Annotated in this window: 18 protein-coding genes; 5 read left to right on the top strand and 13 right to left on the bottom strand. The window is 72.6% G+C overall.

Features of this window, described 5'->3' with window-relative positions; translation table 11 throughout:
- Window positions 1-138: 138 nt before the first annotated feature.
- The 10 genes from ACIBSV_RS01980 to ACIBSV_RS01935 form a co-directional block, all read right to left on the bottom strand.
- Window positions 139-696: a septum formation family protein gene (locus tag ACIBSV_RS01980; RefSeq protein ID WP_395858948.1), complete on the bottom strand. Its 558-nt coding sequence runs from the start codon at window positions 694-696 to the stop codon at window positions 139-141.
- A 102-nt stretch (window positions 697-798) separates the two neighbouring features.
- Entirely contained in the window at window positions 799-1,425 is a 627-nt protein-coding gene (locus ACIBSV_RS01975; RefSeq protein WP_395858947.1) for a S26 family signal peptidase, read from the bottom strand.
- Entirely contained in the window at window positions 1,422-3,239 is a 1,818-nt protein-coding gene (locus ACIBSV_RS01970; protein ID WP_395858946.1) for an ABC transporter ATP-binding protein, read from the bottom strand. The genes ACIBSV_RS01975 and ACIBSV_RS01970 overlap by 4 nt, the downstream gene beginning before the upstream one ends.
- Window positions 3,236-3,760, bottom strand: a complete 525-nt coding sequence (locus ACIBSV_RS01965) for a hypothetical protein (protein WP_395858945.1) — start codon at window positions 3,758-3,760, stop codon at window positions 3,236-3,238. Before ACIBSV_RS01965 ends, ACIBSV_RS01970 begins: the two co-directional genes overlap by 4 nt.
- A complete protein-coding gene (locus tag ACIBSV_RS01960) occupies window positions 3,760-4,284 on the bottom strand; it encodes a MauE/DoxX family redox-associated membrane protein (protein ID WP_395858944.1) in 525 nt (174 codons plus the stop codon). The genes ACIBSV_RS01965 and ACIBSV_RS01960 overlap by 1 nt, the downstream gene beginning before the upstream one ends.
- Window positions 4,285-4,623: 339 nt before the next feature.
- The gene (locus ACIBSV_RS01955) at window positions 4,624-4,782 is read right to left on the bottom strand and encodes a hypothetical protein (protein WP_331771024.1); all 159 of its coding nucleotides are present in this window, start codon (window positions 4,780-4,782) and stop codon (window positions 4,624-4,626) included.
- 263 nt (window positions 4,783-5,045) lie between these two features.
- Window positions 5,046-5,798 carry a class F sortase gene (locus tag ACIBSV_RS01950; protein WP_395858943.1) on the bottom strand — a complete coding sequence of 251 codons (753 nt, stop codon included), beginning with the start codon at window positions 5,796-5,798 and terminating at the stop codon, window positions 5,046-5,048.
- A 3-nt stretch (window positions 5,799-5,801) separates the two neighbouring features.
- Window positions 5,802-6,272, bottom strand: a complete 471-nt coding sequence (locus ACIBSV_RS01945; RefSeq protein WP_395858942.1) for a hypothetical protein — start codon at window positions 6,270-6,272, stop codon at window positions 5,802-5,804.
- A gap of 120 nt (window positions 6,273-6,392) precedes the next feature.
- On the bottom strand, window positions 6,393-8,237 hold the full coding sequence (locus ACIBSV_RS01940; protein WP_395858941.1) for a SpoIIE family protein phosphatase: 1,845 nt from the start codon (window positions 8,235-8,237) through the stop codon (window positions 6,393-6,395).
- A gap of 93 nt (window positions 8,238-8,330) precedes the next feature.
- Window positions 8,331-9,350, bottom strand: a complete 1,020-nt coding sequence (locus ACIBSV_RS01935; protein ID WP_395858940.1) for an ACP S-malonyltransferase — start codon at window positions 9,348-9,350, stop codon at window positions 8,331-8,333.
- A 559-nt stretch (window positions 9,351-9,909) separates the two neighbouring features.
- Here ACIBSV_RS01935 and ACIBSV_RS01930 point away from each other — a divergent pair.
- The 3 genes from ACIBSV_RS01930 (at window position 9,910) to ACIBSV_RS01920 (ending at window position 11,734) form a co-directional block, all read left to right on the top strand.
- Complete coding sequence (locus ACIBSV_RS01930) at window positions 9,910-10,191, top strand: hypothetical protein (RefSeq protein ID WP_395858939.1); 282 nt, start codon at window positions 9,910-9,912, stop codon at window positions 10,189-10,191.
- A 155-nt stretch (window positions 10,192-10,346) separates the two neighbouring features.
- A complete protein-coding gene (locus ACIBSV_RS01925) occupies window positions 10,347-11,255 on the top strand; it encodes a Gfo/Idh/MocA family protein (RefSeq protein WP_395858938.1) in 909 nt (302 codons plus the stop codon).
- A gap of 11 nt (window positions 11,256-11,266) precedes the next feature.
- On the top strand, window positions 11,267-11,734 hold the full coding sequence (locus tag ACIBSV_RS01920) for a hypothetical protein (protein WP_395858937.1): 468 nt from the start codon (window positions 11,267-11,269) through the stop codon (window positions 11,732-11,734).
- A 25-nt stretch (window positions 11,735-11,759) separates the two neighbouring features.
- Here ACIBSV_RS01920 and ACIBSV_RS01915 read toward each other — a convergent pair whose 3' ends face one another.
- Complete coding sequence (locus tag ACIBSV_RS01915) at window positions 11,760-12,203, bottom strand: nuclear transport factor 2 family protein (RefSeq protein ID WP_395858936.1); 444 nt, start codon at window positions 12,201-12,203, stop codon at window positions 11,760-11,762.
- A 70-nt stretch (window positions 12,204-12,273) separates the two neighbouring features.
- Here ACIBSV_RS01915 and ACIBSV_RS01910 point away from each other — a divergent pair, with 70 nt between their 5' ends.
- Window positions 12,274-13,221 (top strand): LysR family transcriptional regulator, encoded by a 948-nt coding sequence (locus ACIBSV_RS01910; RefSeq protein WP_395858935.1) that lies wholly within the window; start codon window positions 12,274-12,276, stop codon window positions 13,219-13,221.
- Window positions 13,222-13,230: 9 nt separating this feature from the next.
- Here ACIBSV_RS01910 and ACIBSV_RS01905 read toward each other — a convergent pair whose 3' ends face one another.
- Together ACIBSV_RS01905 and ACIBSV_RS01900 are read right to left on the bottom strand one after the other, a co-directional pair.
- Window positions 13,231-13,659: an ankyrin repeat domain-containing protein gene (locus ACIBSV_RS01905; RefSeq protein WP_395858934.1), complete on the bottom strand. Its 429-nt coding sequence runs from the start codon at window positions 13,657-13,659 to the stop codon at window positions 13,231-13,233.
- A gap of 173 nt (window positions 13,660-13,832) precedes the next feature.
- Window positions 13,833-14,303 (bottom strand): hemerythrin domain-containing protein, encoded by a 471-nt coding sequence (locus ACIBSV_RS01900; protein WP_395858933.1) that lies wholly within the window; start codon window positions 14,301-14,303, stop codon window positions 13,833-13,835.
- Window positions 14,304-14,608: 305 nt separating this feature from the next.
- Between ACIBSV_RS01900 and ACIBSV_RS01895 the strand changes: the two genes are divergently transcribed.
- Window positions 14,609-15,496: a SecDF P1 head subdomain-containing protein gene (locus ACIBSV_RS01895; protein ID WP_395858932.1), complete on the top strand. Its 888-nt coding sequence runs from the start codon at window positions 14,609-14,611 to the stop codon at window positions 15,494-15,496.
- Window positions 15,497-15,545: the final 49 nt, after the last annotated feature.

Here is a 15,545-nt window from a genome sequence, read left to right as displayed (position 1 = left end):
GTACCCCCCCCCCCCCCCCGCCCCCCCCCCCCCCCCCCCCCCCCCCCCCCCCCCCCCCCGCCCCCCCCCGCCCCGCCCGGGGGGGGGCCCCCCCCCCCCCCCCCCCCCCCCCCGCCGCGAACCGCTGCTCCCGATGACCTACTTGATGATCGTGGTGAGGGGCTGCTTGTCCTCACGCTGGATGATGCAGGCGGCCTGGCGACGGCCGTTGTTCCACGCATCCATGTCGAGCGGGTACGTGTACGAGAAGGTGATCTTGGCCGAGGCGGGCTGACGGTCGACGATGGGGCCGACGTACTGCTCACACAACTCGCTGACCTTGTCCGAGTAGCCGGGCGTGTCCGGCGTCACGGTCGCCGGCAGGTCGAACGCCTTGCCGACCTGGCCGGTGTGCGGCTTGCTGCACGGCACGTCGGTGGTCTTGCTGCCGTCCTGGTTGACGCACTGGCCGGTCTTGTACGTGAAGGCGTCGATAACCCCGGGCGAGGACGAGGCGCTGCCGGACGGCTTCGTGGTGCCGCCGGGCTTGCCGGTCGAGGTGGCCTTCTCCGTGGATGATGCGGTCGAAGTGACGACAGGGGCCTTGCTGCCCTTGTCGTCCTTGTCGTCGCCGAGACAGCCGGAGAGCAGGGCGGTGGCGGCGAAGACTCCGGCCACGGCCGGCGCGATCACGCGCAGGCGGTGGGAGGTGGGCATGTGGGACACAACCTTTCGCTTCGGGACGCCCAAGATCCTGTCGCGAACCCTCACCGAAACGTTGAGGGAAATGGTGCTTGATTCTTCGCCGAATCGATGCGATCAAGCCCTTCGCCGTTCACCATCGACCGCTCTCGCCCGCGATCCGCTCGCATTCTCGTACGCCGGCGTCGTCCGCGCCAGACCCGAGCGTGCGGATCGTGCCTCGCCCGGCGCCGGGATCCGTCGCACCGCCACCCCGATCACCTGATGGCGATGCACGAAGCCGTACGCGCGCGAGTCCCAACTGGCGGCGGGGTTGTCGCCCAGCACGACCACGGCGCCGGTGGGCACCACGTCCGCGGCCACGTCGCGCAGGATCGGGAACCGGTCCCGGGGGATCGGGTCGCCCGCCACCGCCACCGCGCGTTTGATCATCAGCCGGCCCTCGGGCGCCGGGGCCAGGTCGGTGCGCTCCGGGATCGCCGCCAATTCCTCCGGACCGAACCCGCCGATCTCCGGGGGCAGTCCGGCCAGCAACGGCGGGTTCGGGACGCGCACGACCACGACCTGACCGGCGCGCACCCGACCGGTGCGGCGCACCAGCAGGCGGTCCCCGGGGGACAACGTGGGTTCCATGCTCGGGCCCTGGACCGTGGCCACCAGGTAGCGCCGCTGCATCCATACCAGGCTCGCGCCGCCCAGACCGGCGGCCGCGGCCCCGGCCAGCGCCATGCGTCGCGTGTTCACTTCGCCTCCTGATAGCCGGCCGCCTGGAGTCGGAACAGGCTCGCGTAGCGGCCGTCGTGGTCGAGCAGTACGTCGTGCGGGCCCTGCTCGACGATCCGGCCGCCGTCCAGGACCACGATCAGGTCGGCGTCGCGCACCGCGCCGAGCCGATGCGAGATGAGCAGGCTGGTGCGGCCCTCGCGGTATTCGCGCATCCGGGCGTGCACCTCGTGCTCGGCTTGCGGATCCAATCCCGAACTGGGCTCGTCCAGGATCATCAGGTCCCGCCCGGCGCGTACGAACGCCCGTGCCAGGGCCAGGCGTTGCCACTGGCCGCCGGAAAGCACCACGCCGGTGTCCGGGTCCTCCTTGTCAGCCTCGCTGAAGAACATCCGGGTCAGCAGCGTGTCGTAGCCGCGCGGCAGCGCGACGAGCCGCTCGTGGATGCCCGCCCGTTCGGCGGCGGCCTCGATCCGGGGCCGGTCCCGCAGGCTGTCCGGGTCGCCGAGGGCGATGTTCTCGGCGGCGCTCATGTCGTACTTCATGTGGTCCTGGAAGACCGCGCTGATCCGCGCGCGCAGTTCGGCGGGCGGGATGTCGCGCAGGTCCACGCCGTCCCAGGTGATCCGCCCCCGGGTCGGGTCGTACATCCGGCACAACAGCTTGACCAGCGTGCTCTTGCCCGCGCCGTTGAGTCCCACCAGCGCGACCGCCTGCCCGTGCGGGATGCGCAGGTCGACGCCGCCGAGCACCCAGGGGTGGTCGTCGCTGTAGCGGAACCACACGTCGTGGAACTCGACGCCGACTCCCGGGCGCACCGCCGCCGGCGTCTCGGTCGCCGAAGGCAGGTCGGGTTCGGCGCGGGCGATCGCGACGAAGTGGGTCAGGCCCAGGAGTTGCCCGTGGGCGGAGGCGATCGAGGAGACCAGGGTGTCCAACGCGGCCTGGATCCCGGCCAGCGCGGCGACGAACATCACCACGTCGCCGACGGTGAGGGTGCCGCGCCGGGCCGCGTCGGCGGCCCACCACAGGCCGCCGCCGGCCACCGCGGCGCCGAGCGCGCCCAGCAGGCCCTGGGTGGCGAACTCGCGCAGGTCCATTCGGCGTTCGGCGTCGTTGGCGCGGTTGCGCTCCAGCACCATCCGGGCACGCAGCACCGATCCGATGCCGAACAGGCGGATCTCCGAGGCCGCCTGAACGCCCGTCAGCAGACCGCTGTAGAAGAACTCGCGGCGATGCACCTGCTCGTTGTCCCACTGCATCGTGGCCCGCAGCCGGGACAACCGCAGTTCGGCGATCAGCACCGGGACACCGGCGACCAGCACGAGCGCGGTCATGGTGGGACTCAGGATCAGCAGCGAGGCGACGAAGCCGAACAGGGTGAGCGTGCCCTGGAGCGTGCTGCCGACACCGTTGACCAGGACGCCGAAGTTGGCGGTGCTCTGCTGGGCGAGCCGCAACCGGTCCAGGAATGCCGGATCCTCGAACCGGCGCAACCCGACCTGGCGTTCGGCCGCGCCGAAGAGTCGGTCCGTGGCCAGCACGCCGGTGGCCCGGCCGATCTGGGCGCGCAGGTAGCGCCCCAGTCCCGGCAGCACGGTCGCGATCAGTCCGGTCAGTGCCAGCGCCAGTGCCGGGCCCGCGATCGAGCCGTGCCGCTCGGCCAACCGGTCGATGACCAACTTGGTCAGCCACGCGGTGGCGATCGGTACGGCGGCCGCGCCGATGGTGACCGCCAGCGATCCGGCCGCCTGGCCGGGCGCGGCGCGTACCGTCAGCGCGGCCGCCTCGCGGGTGGCCGCGGCCACCTCGCGCGCGGGTATCCGTGGGCTCACGCGCGCGCTTCGCTGGGCAGGTCGCTCATCCGACCACCACCGGCCACCACCCGCCGATCGTCGCCGAGCAGGTACACGGCGGGCGTCCAGGTGTTGTGGAACGCCGCCTGGACCGCGCCGTCGAAGTCCTCCGTCACCACGCGGGCCACCGGGGCGAGCGTGGCGATCAGGTCGGCGTCCGCGCCCGCGACCACCGCCAGGACCTCGCCGCGGGCCATCGTGCGGGCCTTGTCGGCGAACAGGGGCGCGAGCGTGTGGCAGGGCTCGCAGTGCGCCGAGAAGAACCCGACCAGGCCGCGCACGTCGGCGTCGGAGACCTGCTCGCCGTCGATGGTGCGCGCGGTGAACATCTCCGCGCGCGACCCGGGAGGCAGTTCGGTCCCGGGACCGCCCGGCCGAGCCGTGCCCGGGTGCGGATCGCTCGACGGTTCGTTCAGGCGGCGGATGACGCCGAGCGTGAGCAGCAGATTGACCGCCGCGACCAGGCCGATCAGGACGACGGCGGCGACAAGAAAGGGCATCAGGCATTCCTCGCGAACAGGTCGACGATGTCGTCGAGCGTGATGATCAGGAGCGCGCCGACCAGACCGCCGACGCCTGCCACGGCGCTGCCGGCCATCGGCGGCAGGACGTCACCGGAGGCGGCCGGCCCGGACGCGAGGACGCCGCCGAGGGCAGCGGCCAGGAGCATGCCGTTGCGGGCCAGATGGCGCACTCCCAGCGGGGCGTCGGAGGCGCCGAAGCAGCGGCAGGAGGAGCGCCGGCCGCGCCGCAACGCGGTGCCGATCGCGGCGGTGAAGGCGATCAGCAGCCCGCCCGCGATCGCGAAGCCCACGCCGCGCAGAGCCGGGATCGCGACCAGCACCGGCACCGAGGTCTCCGCCGCGACCACCACGACCGCGATCGGCTCGGCCCGCCGCGCGGGCATCGGCACCAGACGCGGCACCGACGCGACGAAGCCGGCGAAATCGCGGAACTTCGAGATCGCCGAGGCGGCGAATACCAGGCCGACCAGACAAGCGCAGCCCACATATATATATCCCATGGGCACCCTCTCTTTATGGCGCGCGGAAACGGCGGGCGGCGAAATCATCGCCGCCCGCCGTCGATTCGGGCAGGATCGTTCAACACATTCCGGTGATCCGCGTGCGCACAATTCGTCGGATCGGTGGTGACGAAGATGCGCGCGGTGCCACGCCGGAGGCAGTTGTCGATGCGATCCGTGGGACCTCGGCCTTGTGGGCCGTGTGTCCCGGCATTGACGGCAATAAATCCCCGCGGTGAGTAATTGCTTCGAGGAATTCTGCGGGAGAGGAATCGGCCCCGAGGGACGTCGCGGGCGGGGAGGTTCCACCCGCCCGCGACGGGTTTCACTCGGTCCCGGTCAGCAGGTGCCGATCCTGACGTAGGTGCAGCCCTCGTCCAGACAGCACTGCCGCAGCCACTTCACATGGTTCTGGCAGTACGTGTAGTTCGAGCAGCCGGCGTCGACCGTGACCTTTTGGGCCACTCGGTTCAGCAGACGATCAGCGAGACGCATCATGACGTCTCCTCTCCCGGCCGGGTGGGCCGTATGGATTGGTAATTGGATTATTGCCAGTCCCGCTTTTTATTGGCAAGACCCAAAACACCAACGATCGGAGATGATCAAGGAATGCTTTGTCCGGCCAATTTGCGCACTGCAAAACAGCCGCGAATCGAGCCGATCCGCCGAATCCGGCGGATGGGCTCGAAATGCCACCTTCCGGTCCCGGTACGACACGTGCCGATGTCGCGAAAAGGCGCGCGGGCACGGATACGGCGTGCTTACGGGACGAGGTGGGCGAAAACCACGACGTTGCCGGAATAGTGGGTCTTCCTGGAGTAGGTGCCGCCGCAGGTGAGCAGCCGCAGTTCCGGTCGGGTCGCGTCGCCGAAGACGCGCGCGGCGGGGAAGTCGTCCCGGGCGAACGCCTCCACCCCGTCCACGACGAAGGCCGCGACGCTGCCGTCCTCGCGGTCGATCTCGATCCTGGAGTCGCGCGGGAGCGAGCCGAGCGGGTAGAAGACCGCGGGTCCGGCGGCGGTGTCCACGTGGCCGACGATCGAGGCGGTGCCCTTCTGCCCCGGGGTGACTCCGCCCTCGTACCAGCCGGCCAGATTGCGATCGTCGCGCGTGGGCACGTCGATGCCGCCGGCCTTGTCCAGGCCGACCCGGGTCAGCGGTGCGGAGATGCCCAACTCGGGGATCCGGATCCGGATCGGCGTCGACGCGCGCATCGGCGGCGCCTCGGTGGGCACGGCCGGCGGAGTAGGCGGAGTGGGAGGCGTGGGAGGGGCGGGTGTGCCGGGCATGCCGGGCGCCGCGGGATCGGCCGGCGGCATCGGCGACGCGATCGGCACCGCCGCGGCGGCGGGCGGACGTGGCGGCGGTGCGACGGTGTGGTATCCGGCGTACAGCAGACCCGAGCCGCCGATCGCCAGCACGCCGGAGGCCGCCGCCCAGAGCAGGCGGCAGCCACCGGGTCGGTGCGGCCGATCCGCGGCACTCGCGGGTGCCTCGGGAGCGGAACGGGTCATCGGTCAGGCGAGGTTCGAGGCCCGGCGGCGGAGCGCCACGAAGCCGGTGCCGGTCGCGCCCGCGATGACCAGACCACCGACCGCCAGCAGCGCCGGGTCGCGCTCCTGGGTACCACCGAAGCCGGCCGTGGACGCCGCGACCGGCGCGCTGCCCATCACGTGCAGGCTGCCGATCAGCTCCTGGCCCTCACCACAGACCACCTTGACCTCGTAGTCGCCGGTGGCCACGTCCTTGATGGTGGCCTGACCCTTGACCTCGTCGCCCTCACGGGTGAGCGTGACCATGGCCGTGAACGCGTCCGAGGAAGCGGTCGCCGTGTTCGCGGTGCAGTGCTTGTCGTCCGACAACAGCACCGTGTCGCCGGGGCGACCGGAGTCGGCCTGCATCGGCGCGGCGGCGAACGCCGAGCCTGCGGAACCGCATACGGTGAGACCGACGATCGTGCCGACGACTGCGAGACGGGCACAGCGCATTTCGTCCTCCAATGGACATGCGGAACCGAACCCGACAGACCGGGTTCCAGGGGAAGTCCCGCTACAAGGAACGTAAAAAGCCGCCCCACCCCCCGCCACCGGTGGCCGCCGAACGGTGGATCACGCCGGGCGTCGGAGTGGACCGGTCCCGGCCGGGGGTTTACCGCCGCCCCCGCCCACCGACGCCCCGCCCCCGCTCGTCGCCGCCGTCCCACCGCCGCCGCCCACCTGCCGGGCCGCCATCACCGCGACGTCGTCCTCCACCGGTGGCACCACCAGCCGGTCCAGGATCGTGTCCACCAGCGACTCCAACGGAGCCCCCGGCTCGATCCGCAGCGCCGCCAATCGCTCCAGCGACACGTCGATGTCCTCGTCCCGACGCTCCACCAGCCCGTCGGTGTACAGGACCAGCACACTGCCCGGCGCATCCGGCCGCACCTGGGCCGTGTACCCGCCGCACCCGGTGCCCAGCGGTGGACCGGTGGGCAGGTCGAGCAGCCGGGTCGCGCCGTCGGCCGCGACCAGCAGCGGCGGCAGATGCCCGGCGTTCGCGTACGTGGACACCCCCGCGTGCGGATCCTTCAGCACCAGCAGACACGTGGCGACCCGCTCCAGCCCGGCCTCCTCGCCCATCCGGTCGGCCCGCGTCAGGATCTCCTCCGGAGACAGCCCGCCGGCCGCCAACACCCGCAGCAGCGCCCGGTAATGGCTCATGTCCACCGCGGCCTGCACGCCGTGCCCCATCACGTCCCCGACCGCGAGCAGGGTGCGCCCGTGCGGCAGCGCGATCGCGTCGAACCAGTCGCCGCCGACCTCCACGCTGCGCCCGGCGGGCAGATAGCGGGTGGCCAGCTCGATGTCCGGGTGCGGTGCCTTGGGCCGGGCCAGCAGGGCGCGTTGCAGGGCGAGCGCGACGCTGTGCTCGCGCGAGTACCGCCGCGCGTTGTCCACACACGTGGCGGCCCGGTAGGCGAGGTCGCGGGCCATCTCCACGTCGTCCTGGGTGAACGGCGCCGAGTCGCCGGCGCGGATCAGGCTGAGCGTGCCGATCGTCTCGCCGCGCGCGATCAGCGGCACCATCATCGCCGAGTGCATGCCCGCCGCGCGGTAGACCGCCACCCGGGACGCGTCCGGCGCGGTCGCCCGCAACGCCTCGTCCGAGGGACGGTTGTCCACCACCGTGCACCCGGTCCGCACCACCCGCGCCACGTCCGCACCCGGCTGGTAGTCGATGTGCTCGCCGGGCCCGCCCAGGAGGGTGCTCAGGTAGCGCAGCCGCGGGATCGAGGTCCAGGCGGCCCGACGCAGCCGCACCGTGTCCGGCGCCGGGCGCGGCCGGCCGATCTCCTGGTCCGGATCGGCCGGTTCCAACAACTCGACGCCGACCACGTCCGCGAGCACCGGGACCAGTAGGTCGACCAGCTCGCGGCACGTGGTGTCGGTGTCCAGCGTGGTGCCGATCTCCAGCGCGGCCCGATCCAACAGCGCGAGCCGCCGATGCGCCTGATCCAGCGCGAGCTGGGTGCGCCGGGACGCGGTGGTCTCCATCAGGATGGCGACGACGCCGAACACGCCGTTCTCGTCGTCGAGCCGGTGATAGGCCGCGTGCCACCACCGGGTCTGCGGCGCGCCCGCCACGGTGCTGACGCCGGTCACGGTCGCCTCGCGCGCGATCCCGTCGGCGAGCACCGCGCGCAGCACGTCCCGGGGCACCTCCAGCCCGGGGAACGCCTCGGCGAGGTCGCGCCCGACCTGCTCGTGCGCCGGCCGCCCGTCGATCCGGGCCAGCGCCGGATTGACGTACACGTGGCGCAGGTGCGGGTCGAGGATGCCGATCGGGGCCGAGGTCTCCTCCAACACCCGGTGGAACAGCCGCAGCCGGGCGGCCACCGACAGACGCGAGTCCGCGCCGAGCAGTCCGCCCACGTCGAACTCGTCGTCCGCCGGGTCGACGTCCTTGTGCAAGCCGGGTACCTCCTCGCCACCACTGCCACCACCGTCGCGGACCGCCGGGTCCGGGACGCCTCGCGCGCCGCGCTCGGGCGGGCGCGGGCCGGTTCAGCCGGTAGGCACGCCCGGTGGCTCGGCGAGCGCGGCCAGGTCCACATGCAGCAGTCCGCACGCGCGCAGCGTGCCGCCGACCCGGGCCAGGTCGGCGCCCGCCGAGACCGGCACGACGGTGCGCACCCGGGGGTCGCCGGTACGGGCGAACGGGCCCAGCACCTCGCGGGCGCCGGCCTCCACGAACACCTCGATCCCGCGCTCGCGCAACGTGGTCAGCGCGGTGCGGTAGCGGACCGGATGCCGCAACTGGCCCACCACCCCGTCGCGCAACTCGCGCTCGTCCGCGTAGTCGCGCCCGAGCAACGGTGAGAGCACCGGATAGCGCGGGGTCCGGAACTCGATGTCGGCCCCCAGCCGGCGCCACTCGCCGGCCGCCGACTCGCGCAACCGGTTGTGGAAGAGCGTGCGGACAGTCAACGGCTTGGCGGCCACCGCCTTGCGCTCGGCCAACGCGGCGAACGTGGCCAGCGATTCGTCCGGCCCGGAGACCACGGTGTGCTCGGCCGAGTTGTCACAGGCCAGGTCCAGGCCCGGCAACTGGGCCGAGCACAGCAGTTCGAGCGTGTGCCCCGGCGCCAGGCGCAGGGTGAGCAGGCCGGCCGGATCGGTGGTATGGAGCGTGCAGGCCGCCGCCCGGGCCAGATACAGCCGGGCGCCGTCGCCGGCCGTGTATACCCCGGCCGCCGCCAGCGCCGCCATCTCGCCCAGGCTGTGCCCGAGCAGCACGTCGGGGCGCACCCCGAAATCGCCCTCGAGCAGCCGGAAGGCGGCCAGCGCGCCGGCGTAGATGGCCAAGTGCAGGGACAACTCGTGCCGATCCATCAACTCGTGCGCGTCCGGCGCCTTGGAATCGAGGAGCAGGCGCGACGGCGACAGTGTGGCGCGATCGCCGACCGCGTCGTCGACCTCGGCCAGGGTGTCGCGGACGACGGGCCGATCCTGGAGCCGGCGCAGTGCGCCCGGCACATAGGAGCCAACGCCGGGCATGATGATCGCGGTGCGTGGCACGCTCACGGAGACTCTCCCTTGGCTCTCGGTGGTCTCTGCTGCCGCGGCCGGGAGGTTCACCGAACCCCGGCCGCGGGTCCTGGGACGACATCCGGAGGGTGACGAGGCGACTGCGCCGGGTACTCTCGCGGATCGTCCCCGCTCATGACGGCAACCCGGGCTCGCGGGAACGGGGCGCGTGTCCGGGGCGGATCGGGACGTGGACGGTGGGCTCTGGGCCCGGGCCGGCGGATCGGCCGGGTGGGTCGGGGAGGGGCCCGATTCCAGGAGAGTCGAGCCGGCCGAGGACCGCAACCGCGCCCACCGCCGCGCGCCCGCGTCCGGAGCCGCCGAGCGCTCGATCCGGGGCCGATCCCGCGCCCGGGCGGGGCGGGCAACTCACGTGGTGCCGGCGGCAGCCGACCTCGGGGCGGCCCGGTCGGCGACGTGGGCATTCGGCGGCAGCGGGCCGCCGTTCGGGGGTATGCCATCCGGGTGGTTCACCGGGCGCGGGCCGCGGTCGCCGGTTCGGGTGGACCCCGATGCCCACCCGTCGCCTCGGGTGCCCCCGATCGTTGGTCCGAACGTGATCAGCCCCAGCCGCGCACTGGCCGCCGGAATCGTCTCGGCCGCCGTGCTCGTCGCGCCCGCGCCGGCAGCCGTCGCCGTGGCCACCGAACCCAACAGCGGCGTCACGGTCGTGGTGACCGGCGACGAATACCACGTGGCGGCGGACGGTGTCGTGGTCCGACACGCTCCCGCCGAGCATTCCGCCGTCGTCGAGATCGCCCGCCACGGCGACACGCTCACCGTGCACGGCACCCACGTCGCCGACGCGGACGCCGACCGGTACGGCGCGCGTCGGTAGCCGGCGGCCACCAACCGGCGCGCCGAACCCGGCCGGGCTCCGCGAGCGCGACGACCCGAGTCGGCGCCGACCGATCACCCGAACGGGTGTGCATATGCTGGCGGGGCCGTGAACCGGACGTGTGGCCCGGCGGCGTCAACGGGAGGAGTGACCCGATGAAGGTCGGCGTCATCGGTCTGGGCGACATCGCGGAAAAGGCCTACCTGCCCGTTGTCTCGACCCTGCCGGACCTGGAACTGCGCCTGCACACCCGTACGCCGGCGACGCTGCGCCGGGTCGGGGAGACCTACCGGGTGCCCGCGGAGCACCGCCACGCCGACCTGGATGGGCTGCTCGCCGAGGGCTTGGACGCGGCGTTCGTGCACGCGGCGACCTCGGTCCATCCGGAGATCGTGACCCGGCTGATCGAGGCCGGCGTGCCCACCTACGTGGACAAGCCGCTGGCGTACAGCCTGGACGAGAGCGCGCACCTGATCGAGCTGGCCCGGGCGCGCGGCGTCGGCCTGATGGTCGGCTTCAACCGTCGGCACGTGCCGGCGTACGCGGAGAGCCGCGAACTGCCGCGCGACCTGATCGTGATCCGTCGCAACCGCGTCGACACCGCGCGCGAACTGCGCACCGTGACCTTCGACGACCTGATCCACGTGGTGGACACGCTGCGCTTCCTGGCCCCGGGCGAGATCGAGCACGTCGACGTGCGGGCCCGGGTCGTGGACGGATTCGCGCAACACTTCGTGCTGCACCTGTCCGGTGCCGGCTTCAGCGCGATCGGCATGCTCAATCTGCGCAGCGGGTCGGACCAGGAGATCCTGGAGGTTTCCGGTCGGGACGGCACACGCGAGGTGTACAACCTGGCCGACGTGGTCGACCACCACCAGGGCCTGCCGACCACCCGACGGCGCGGCGACTGGACCCCGATCGCGCGCCAACGCGGGATCGAACAGGTGGTCCTGACCTTCCTGGACGCGGTCCGCACCGGTGTCTTCCCCGACCTCGACGACACGCTGCGCACACACGAGATGTGCGAACTGGTGGTCACCGAGGTGGAGAAGCAACTGGGCTGAGGGGGACGCACATGCGGACACGATGGTCGCCTCCGGTCGTCTCCCCGGGGCGGCTCGCCGAGGTTGCCGCCGAGATCGAGCGGATCGGGGAGCTCATTCGCCACGACGGCGCCGGCGGGCAGGGCGAGGCCGAGGCCGCGATGGCCGCCTTTCGGGCAAGGACGGGACACGACTACACGATCGCGGACTTCGTCGGTTACCACGGATCACGGTCCCTGGCGGATTTCGCCCTGGAGGCGGCCCGGCCGGCCCGGCCCCGGATCGCCGACATCACCCGGGCGGAACTGGTCGAGATCGTCGAACGCGTCCTCGCGGGGGACGCCGAACTCGACTGGTATCTGCTGGTGTTGACGGTCAACGTGGCGCACCCGAGGGTGACCGAGCTGATCTTCGGCGGGCCGGCCGTTGGCGACGGCGCCCTCGAGTCCGCCGAGGAGATCGTCGACGCGGCGTCGGCCTATCGCGCGATCGCGTTGTGAGCCGGGCCGGCGGGGTTCGCTCGGGTCAGAACATCGTGTTGTCGTTCGCGGCGGTTTCCGGGATCGGCTGGATGACGTCCCAGTGCTCGACGATCCGGCCGTCGCGGACGCGCACGATGTCCACGAGGGCGCTGCCCCGATCCTCTCGCGATGTGCGCATCAGGCTGTGTACGACGACCAGATCGTCCTCGGCCAGCACCCGCTTGAAGTCGATGGTCAGGTCCGGGAACCGCGCCCCGAAAGCGGTGACGAACTCGACGAACGCGTCGGCGCCGTCGGGAGCGTGCGGGTTGTGCTGGATGTAGCGGGCGCCGAGGTACTTCGCGGCGGCGTCCATCGGCTGCTTGTCGTTGAACGCCAGATCGAAGAAGTCCTGGGCGATTCGCTTGTTCCGGTCCAGTCGGGCCGGCCCCTCGAGGCCGGAGTCGTCGGATCGGTCGTTCGGGCTGTGCCGTTCGGTGTCTGTCATGGGTTCAGTTCAGCAGCGAGGGGCCCACGCCGGGAAACACCCGTTCGGATCGGTGGCATACCCTGCGGGTATGGCCGAGGTGGAGCTGCGTGAGCTGCGCTATTTCCGGGTGGTTGCCGAGGAGCTGAACTTCTCGCGTGCGGCGATACGTCTGGGGATGACCCAGCCGCCGCTCTCCCGGGCCATCCGGCTGCTCGAACGACGGCTGGACACGGCCCTGTTCGAGCGGGACAGCCACCGCGTGGCGTTGACCGCGGCGGGGGAGGTGCTGCTCGCCGAATCCCGGTCGGTCCTGGACGCGGCCGACGCGGCCGTACGGCGCACCCGGCGTGCGGCGGCCGGCCCGCCGACCCTGGTCGTCACGGCGAAGCCGTGCGTCGCGACGGACCTGCTGCGCGACCTGGTCGCCGCGTACCGCGCGTTGCCGGCGGCACCGATGGTGGAGGTGGTGGTCGGCGGCTTCGGCGAGCAGGCGGACATGGTGCGCGACGGGCGGGCGGACGCCGCGCTGCTCAGTGCGCCGTACGACGTCCAAGGGCTCGAACTGGAGCACCTGATGGGGGAACCACGCGTGGCAGCACTGCCTCGGGTCCACCCGCTGGCCGCCCGGGAGACGCTGACCTGCGCCGACTTCGCGGACCTGCCGATGCCCAGGTGGCCGACCGCGAGCGTGGTCGAACGCGACTACTGGGCCGGGCGCGACCGGGCGCCGAACCGGGCCGGCGAGCGGGCCCGGGGTCCGCTCGTCCACGACAACGCGCAAGTCCTGGAGTGCGTCGCGCTGGAGCAGGCCGTGGCGCTGGTGTCGGCCTCGCTGGCCGACCGCAACCCTCGCCCGGACATCGTCTATCGGCCGGTCTCGGACGCGAGCCCGTTCACCATCGCGATCGCCTGGCGGCAGGGGGCCCGGAACCCGTGGCTCGCCCGGCTGGTCGACGTCGCGACGAAGGTGGCGGCGGAGACGGAGGCCCGGGGGCTCGATATGGGCGCGGGACTTCCCGTCGGCCGGCACGGGTAGGGCGCGACGTCAGCCGGTTCGGGGCGGCAGCGCGCCGGCGGCCGACAGCGCGGCCACGGTTTCCGGATAGGGACCTCGCGTCGCCCAGTCGATCGGGGCGTAGCCCGTGCCGTGGTCCTCGCGCAGATTGGGATCCGCGCCGTGTGCGAGCAGTTCGCGGACGGTCTCGGTGTGGCCCCAGCAGGCCGCCGCGCACAGCGGGGTGCCCTCGGAGCCGGAACCGCTCTCGGTGTCGGGGGCCGCGCCGGCCTTCAACAGGAGCGCGACCACGTCCGCGGCCCCGTGGACCGAGGCCGCGTACAACGGCGTGGTCCCGTATCGGTCCGGCTGTTCGGGATCGGCCCCGGCCCGAAGTGCCGCGGCCGTCTCGGCGAGGCGGCCGAGGCCGGCCGCGCCTACGAGCAGCCGCGACAGTCGTTTGCGCTCACGATGGTTCACGCCGCAGAGGGTAGTGCGCGGGTCGCCACCGCGCGCGGGAATTTACGGGTGGTGCGCGCCGAGGGCGGGGCAGTGGCCGGCCGCGCCGCCGGCCGGTGGAGCGGGAGTGGCTCGGGGAGGGACCGGCGGCGGGCGTGCGGGAGCGGGCGGGCGCGGTGTCTCGGGGGTGCGGGTCAGTAGTTCGTTTCCGCCGCGCCGCCGGGCGGGTTTCGGCGGGCCGCCCGAGCGGCGGTGATCCGGGCCGAGACGTCCACCCACGTGCTCCCGTAGTCGCGGTCGAGGCGGTCGCGCTCGTCCGGGGAGAGGTGATCCAGGGCGGGCAGCAGGTCGCGCTGCTCGTGGACCAGCAGGCCGTCCATCGCGGACGCGGCGTCCTGCGCCTCGTCCTGAAAGCCCGGGCCGTCCGGGCCGAGCCGCTCGGCCGAGTCCAGGAAGCCCTCGATCCGGCGCGCCTGCGCGATGGCGTCGTCGACATACCCGCTGCGGTGCCCGTCGGCGTCCCGGATCGCCGGATACAACACCCGTTCCTTGGTCGCGATGGTCGCCCGGATCGCGTTGTCGGCCTCGTCGAACAGGGCGACGGTGCTCTGCGGGGTGGCCCGCCACCGGCGGATCAGCTCACGAAGGTTGCGGTTGTCCAGCACGACTGTCTCCTTGCGCGACTCGGCTCACGCGGCCGCTCGGCGTGGACCGGCCACGACCACACCCCGTGCCACTGCCCTTTTCGGGACGGATCATCCCTTGGCCGGCACGCGGAAGGCAGGCCCTGCCGGGGCGGTCAGGACCACGAAGTCGGGGTCTGTCGGGTGTTGCCGCGCCGGCCCGGCCGTGGGCGGCCCCGGGCGCGCCCGGAGCTGCTCGACCCGTTCGACGGGATGCGTGGCGGTCCCGGGTGAAGTGCCGGCCGATCCCGCCCCGCGTCGACGACCGAGCCGGCATCGTGGTGCGGGTGACTGAGCCCTCGCGCACCCGACTCGCCCGGACCCTCCTCACGACGGCCGCTGTGGCCGCATTGCTGACCGCGGTGGGCTGTTCATCGGAGGACCCGGTCCGGTTCGAGGACGGCGACCGGTCCGATTCCGTCGAGGGGGTGCCCGGCCGGGACTTCGCCGATGTCACTTTGACCCCGGAAGGTCCTTTGGACGCACGGCAGTTGTCCGCCTCGGCGGACATCATGCGCAAGCGCGCGGCGACGAGCGGCCTGTCGGTGAAGGACGTGACGGTCCGGGACGGCGCGTTGGTGCTGCGGGTCTCGCTGAGCAAGTACGGCGCCGAGACGAAGCAGCGGATCGCGGCGATCGCCGGCACCGGGCAACTGACGGTGCGTCCGGTGACCAGCGCGACACCGGTCCAGGCGACCGTACCCGGGCAGCCGGGAGCGTCGGCGCCCGCGAGCCCACCCGAGTGCGCGGACTCGGCGACGCCTCGGGCGGACGCACCCGGCTCGCAACTGGTGACTTGTGACACCAAGTCGGTGGAGAAGTACGTCCTGGCGCCCGCCGTGATCACCGGCACCGACGTCTCCGGGGCCGAGGCCCTGCCGCCCGCGAATGGCTTGCCGAGTTGGGAAGTGAGGATCACGTGGACGGCCAAGGGCCAGGACGCCTTCACCCGGGTCACCTCCGAGGCCGCCGGCGGCCGACTGCCCACCAACCGGATCGCGATCGTCTGCGACGGCCGACTGCTGATCGCACCGACCGTGCAGTCCGCGATCCCGGGTGAGGCGGTGATCAGCGGGTCCTACAACGAGGCCGACGCCCGACAACTGGCCGCGACGATCGGCGCGGGAACGCTGCCCGCGGGATTCACGGTCGGCGCGTACGTCGAGGGCAAGTAGTGGGAGTTGCGCGACGGTCGGCGCGTACGTCGACGGCGCGCGGGCGCCC

The sequence above is a fragment of the Embleya sp. NPDC050154 genome (assembly GCF_044460165.1).
Taxonomy (GTDB): domain Bacteria; phylum Actinomycetota; class Actinomycetes; order Streptomycetales; family Streptomycetaceae; genus Embleya.
Note: the sequence above shows the minus strand (reverse complement) of the source record. Positions and strands in the feature narration are given on the sequence as shown.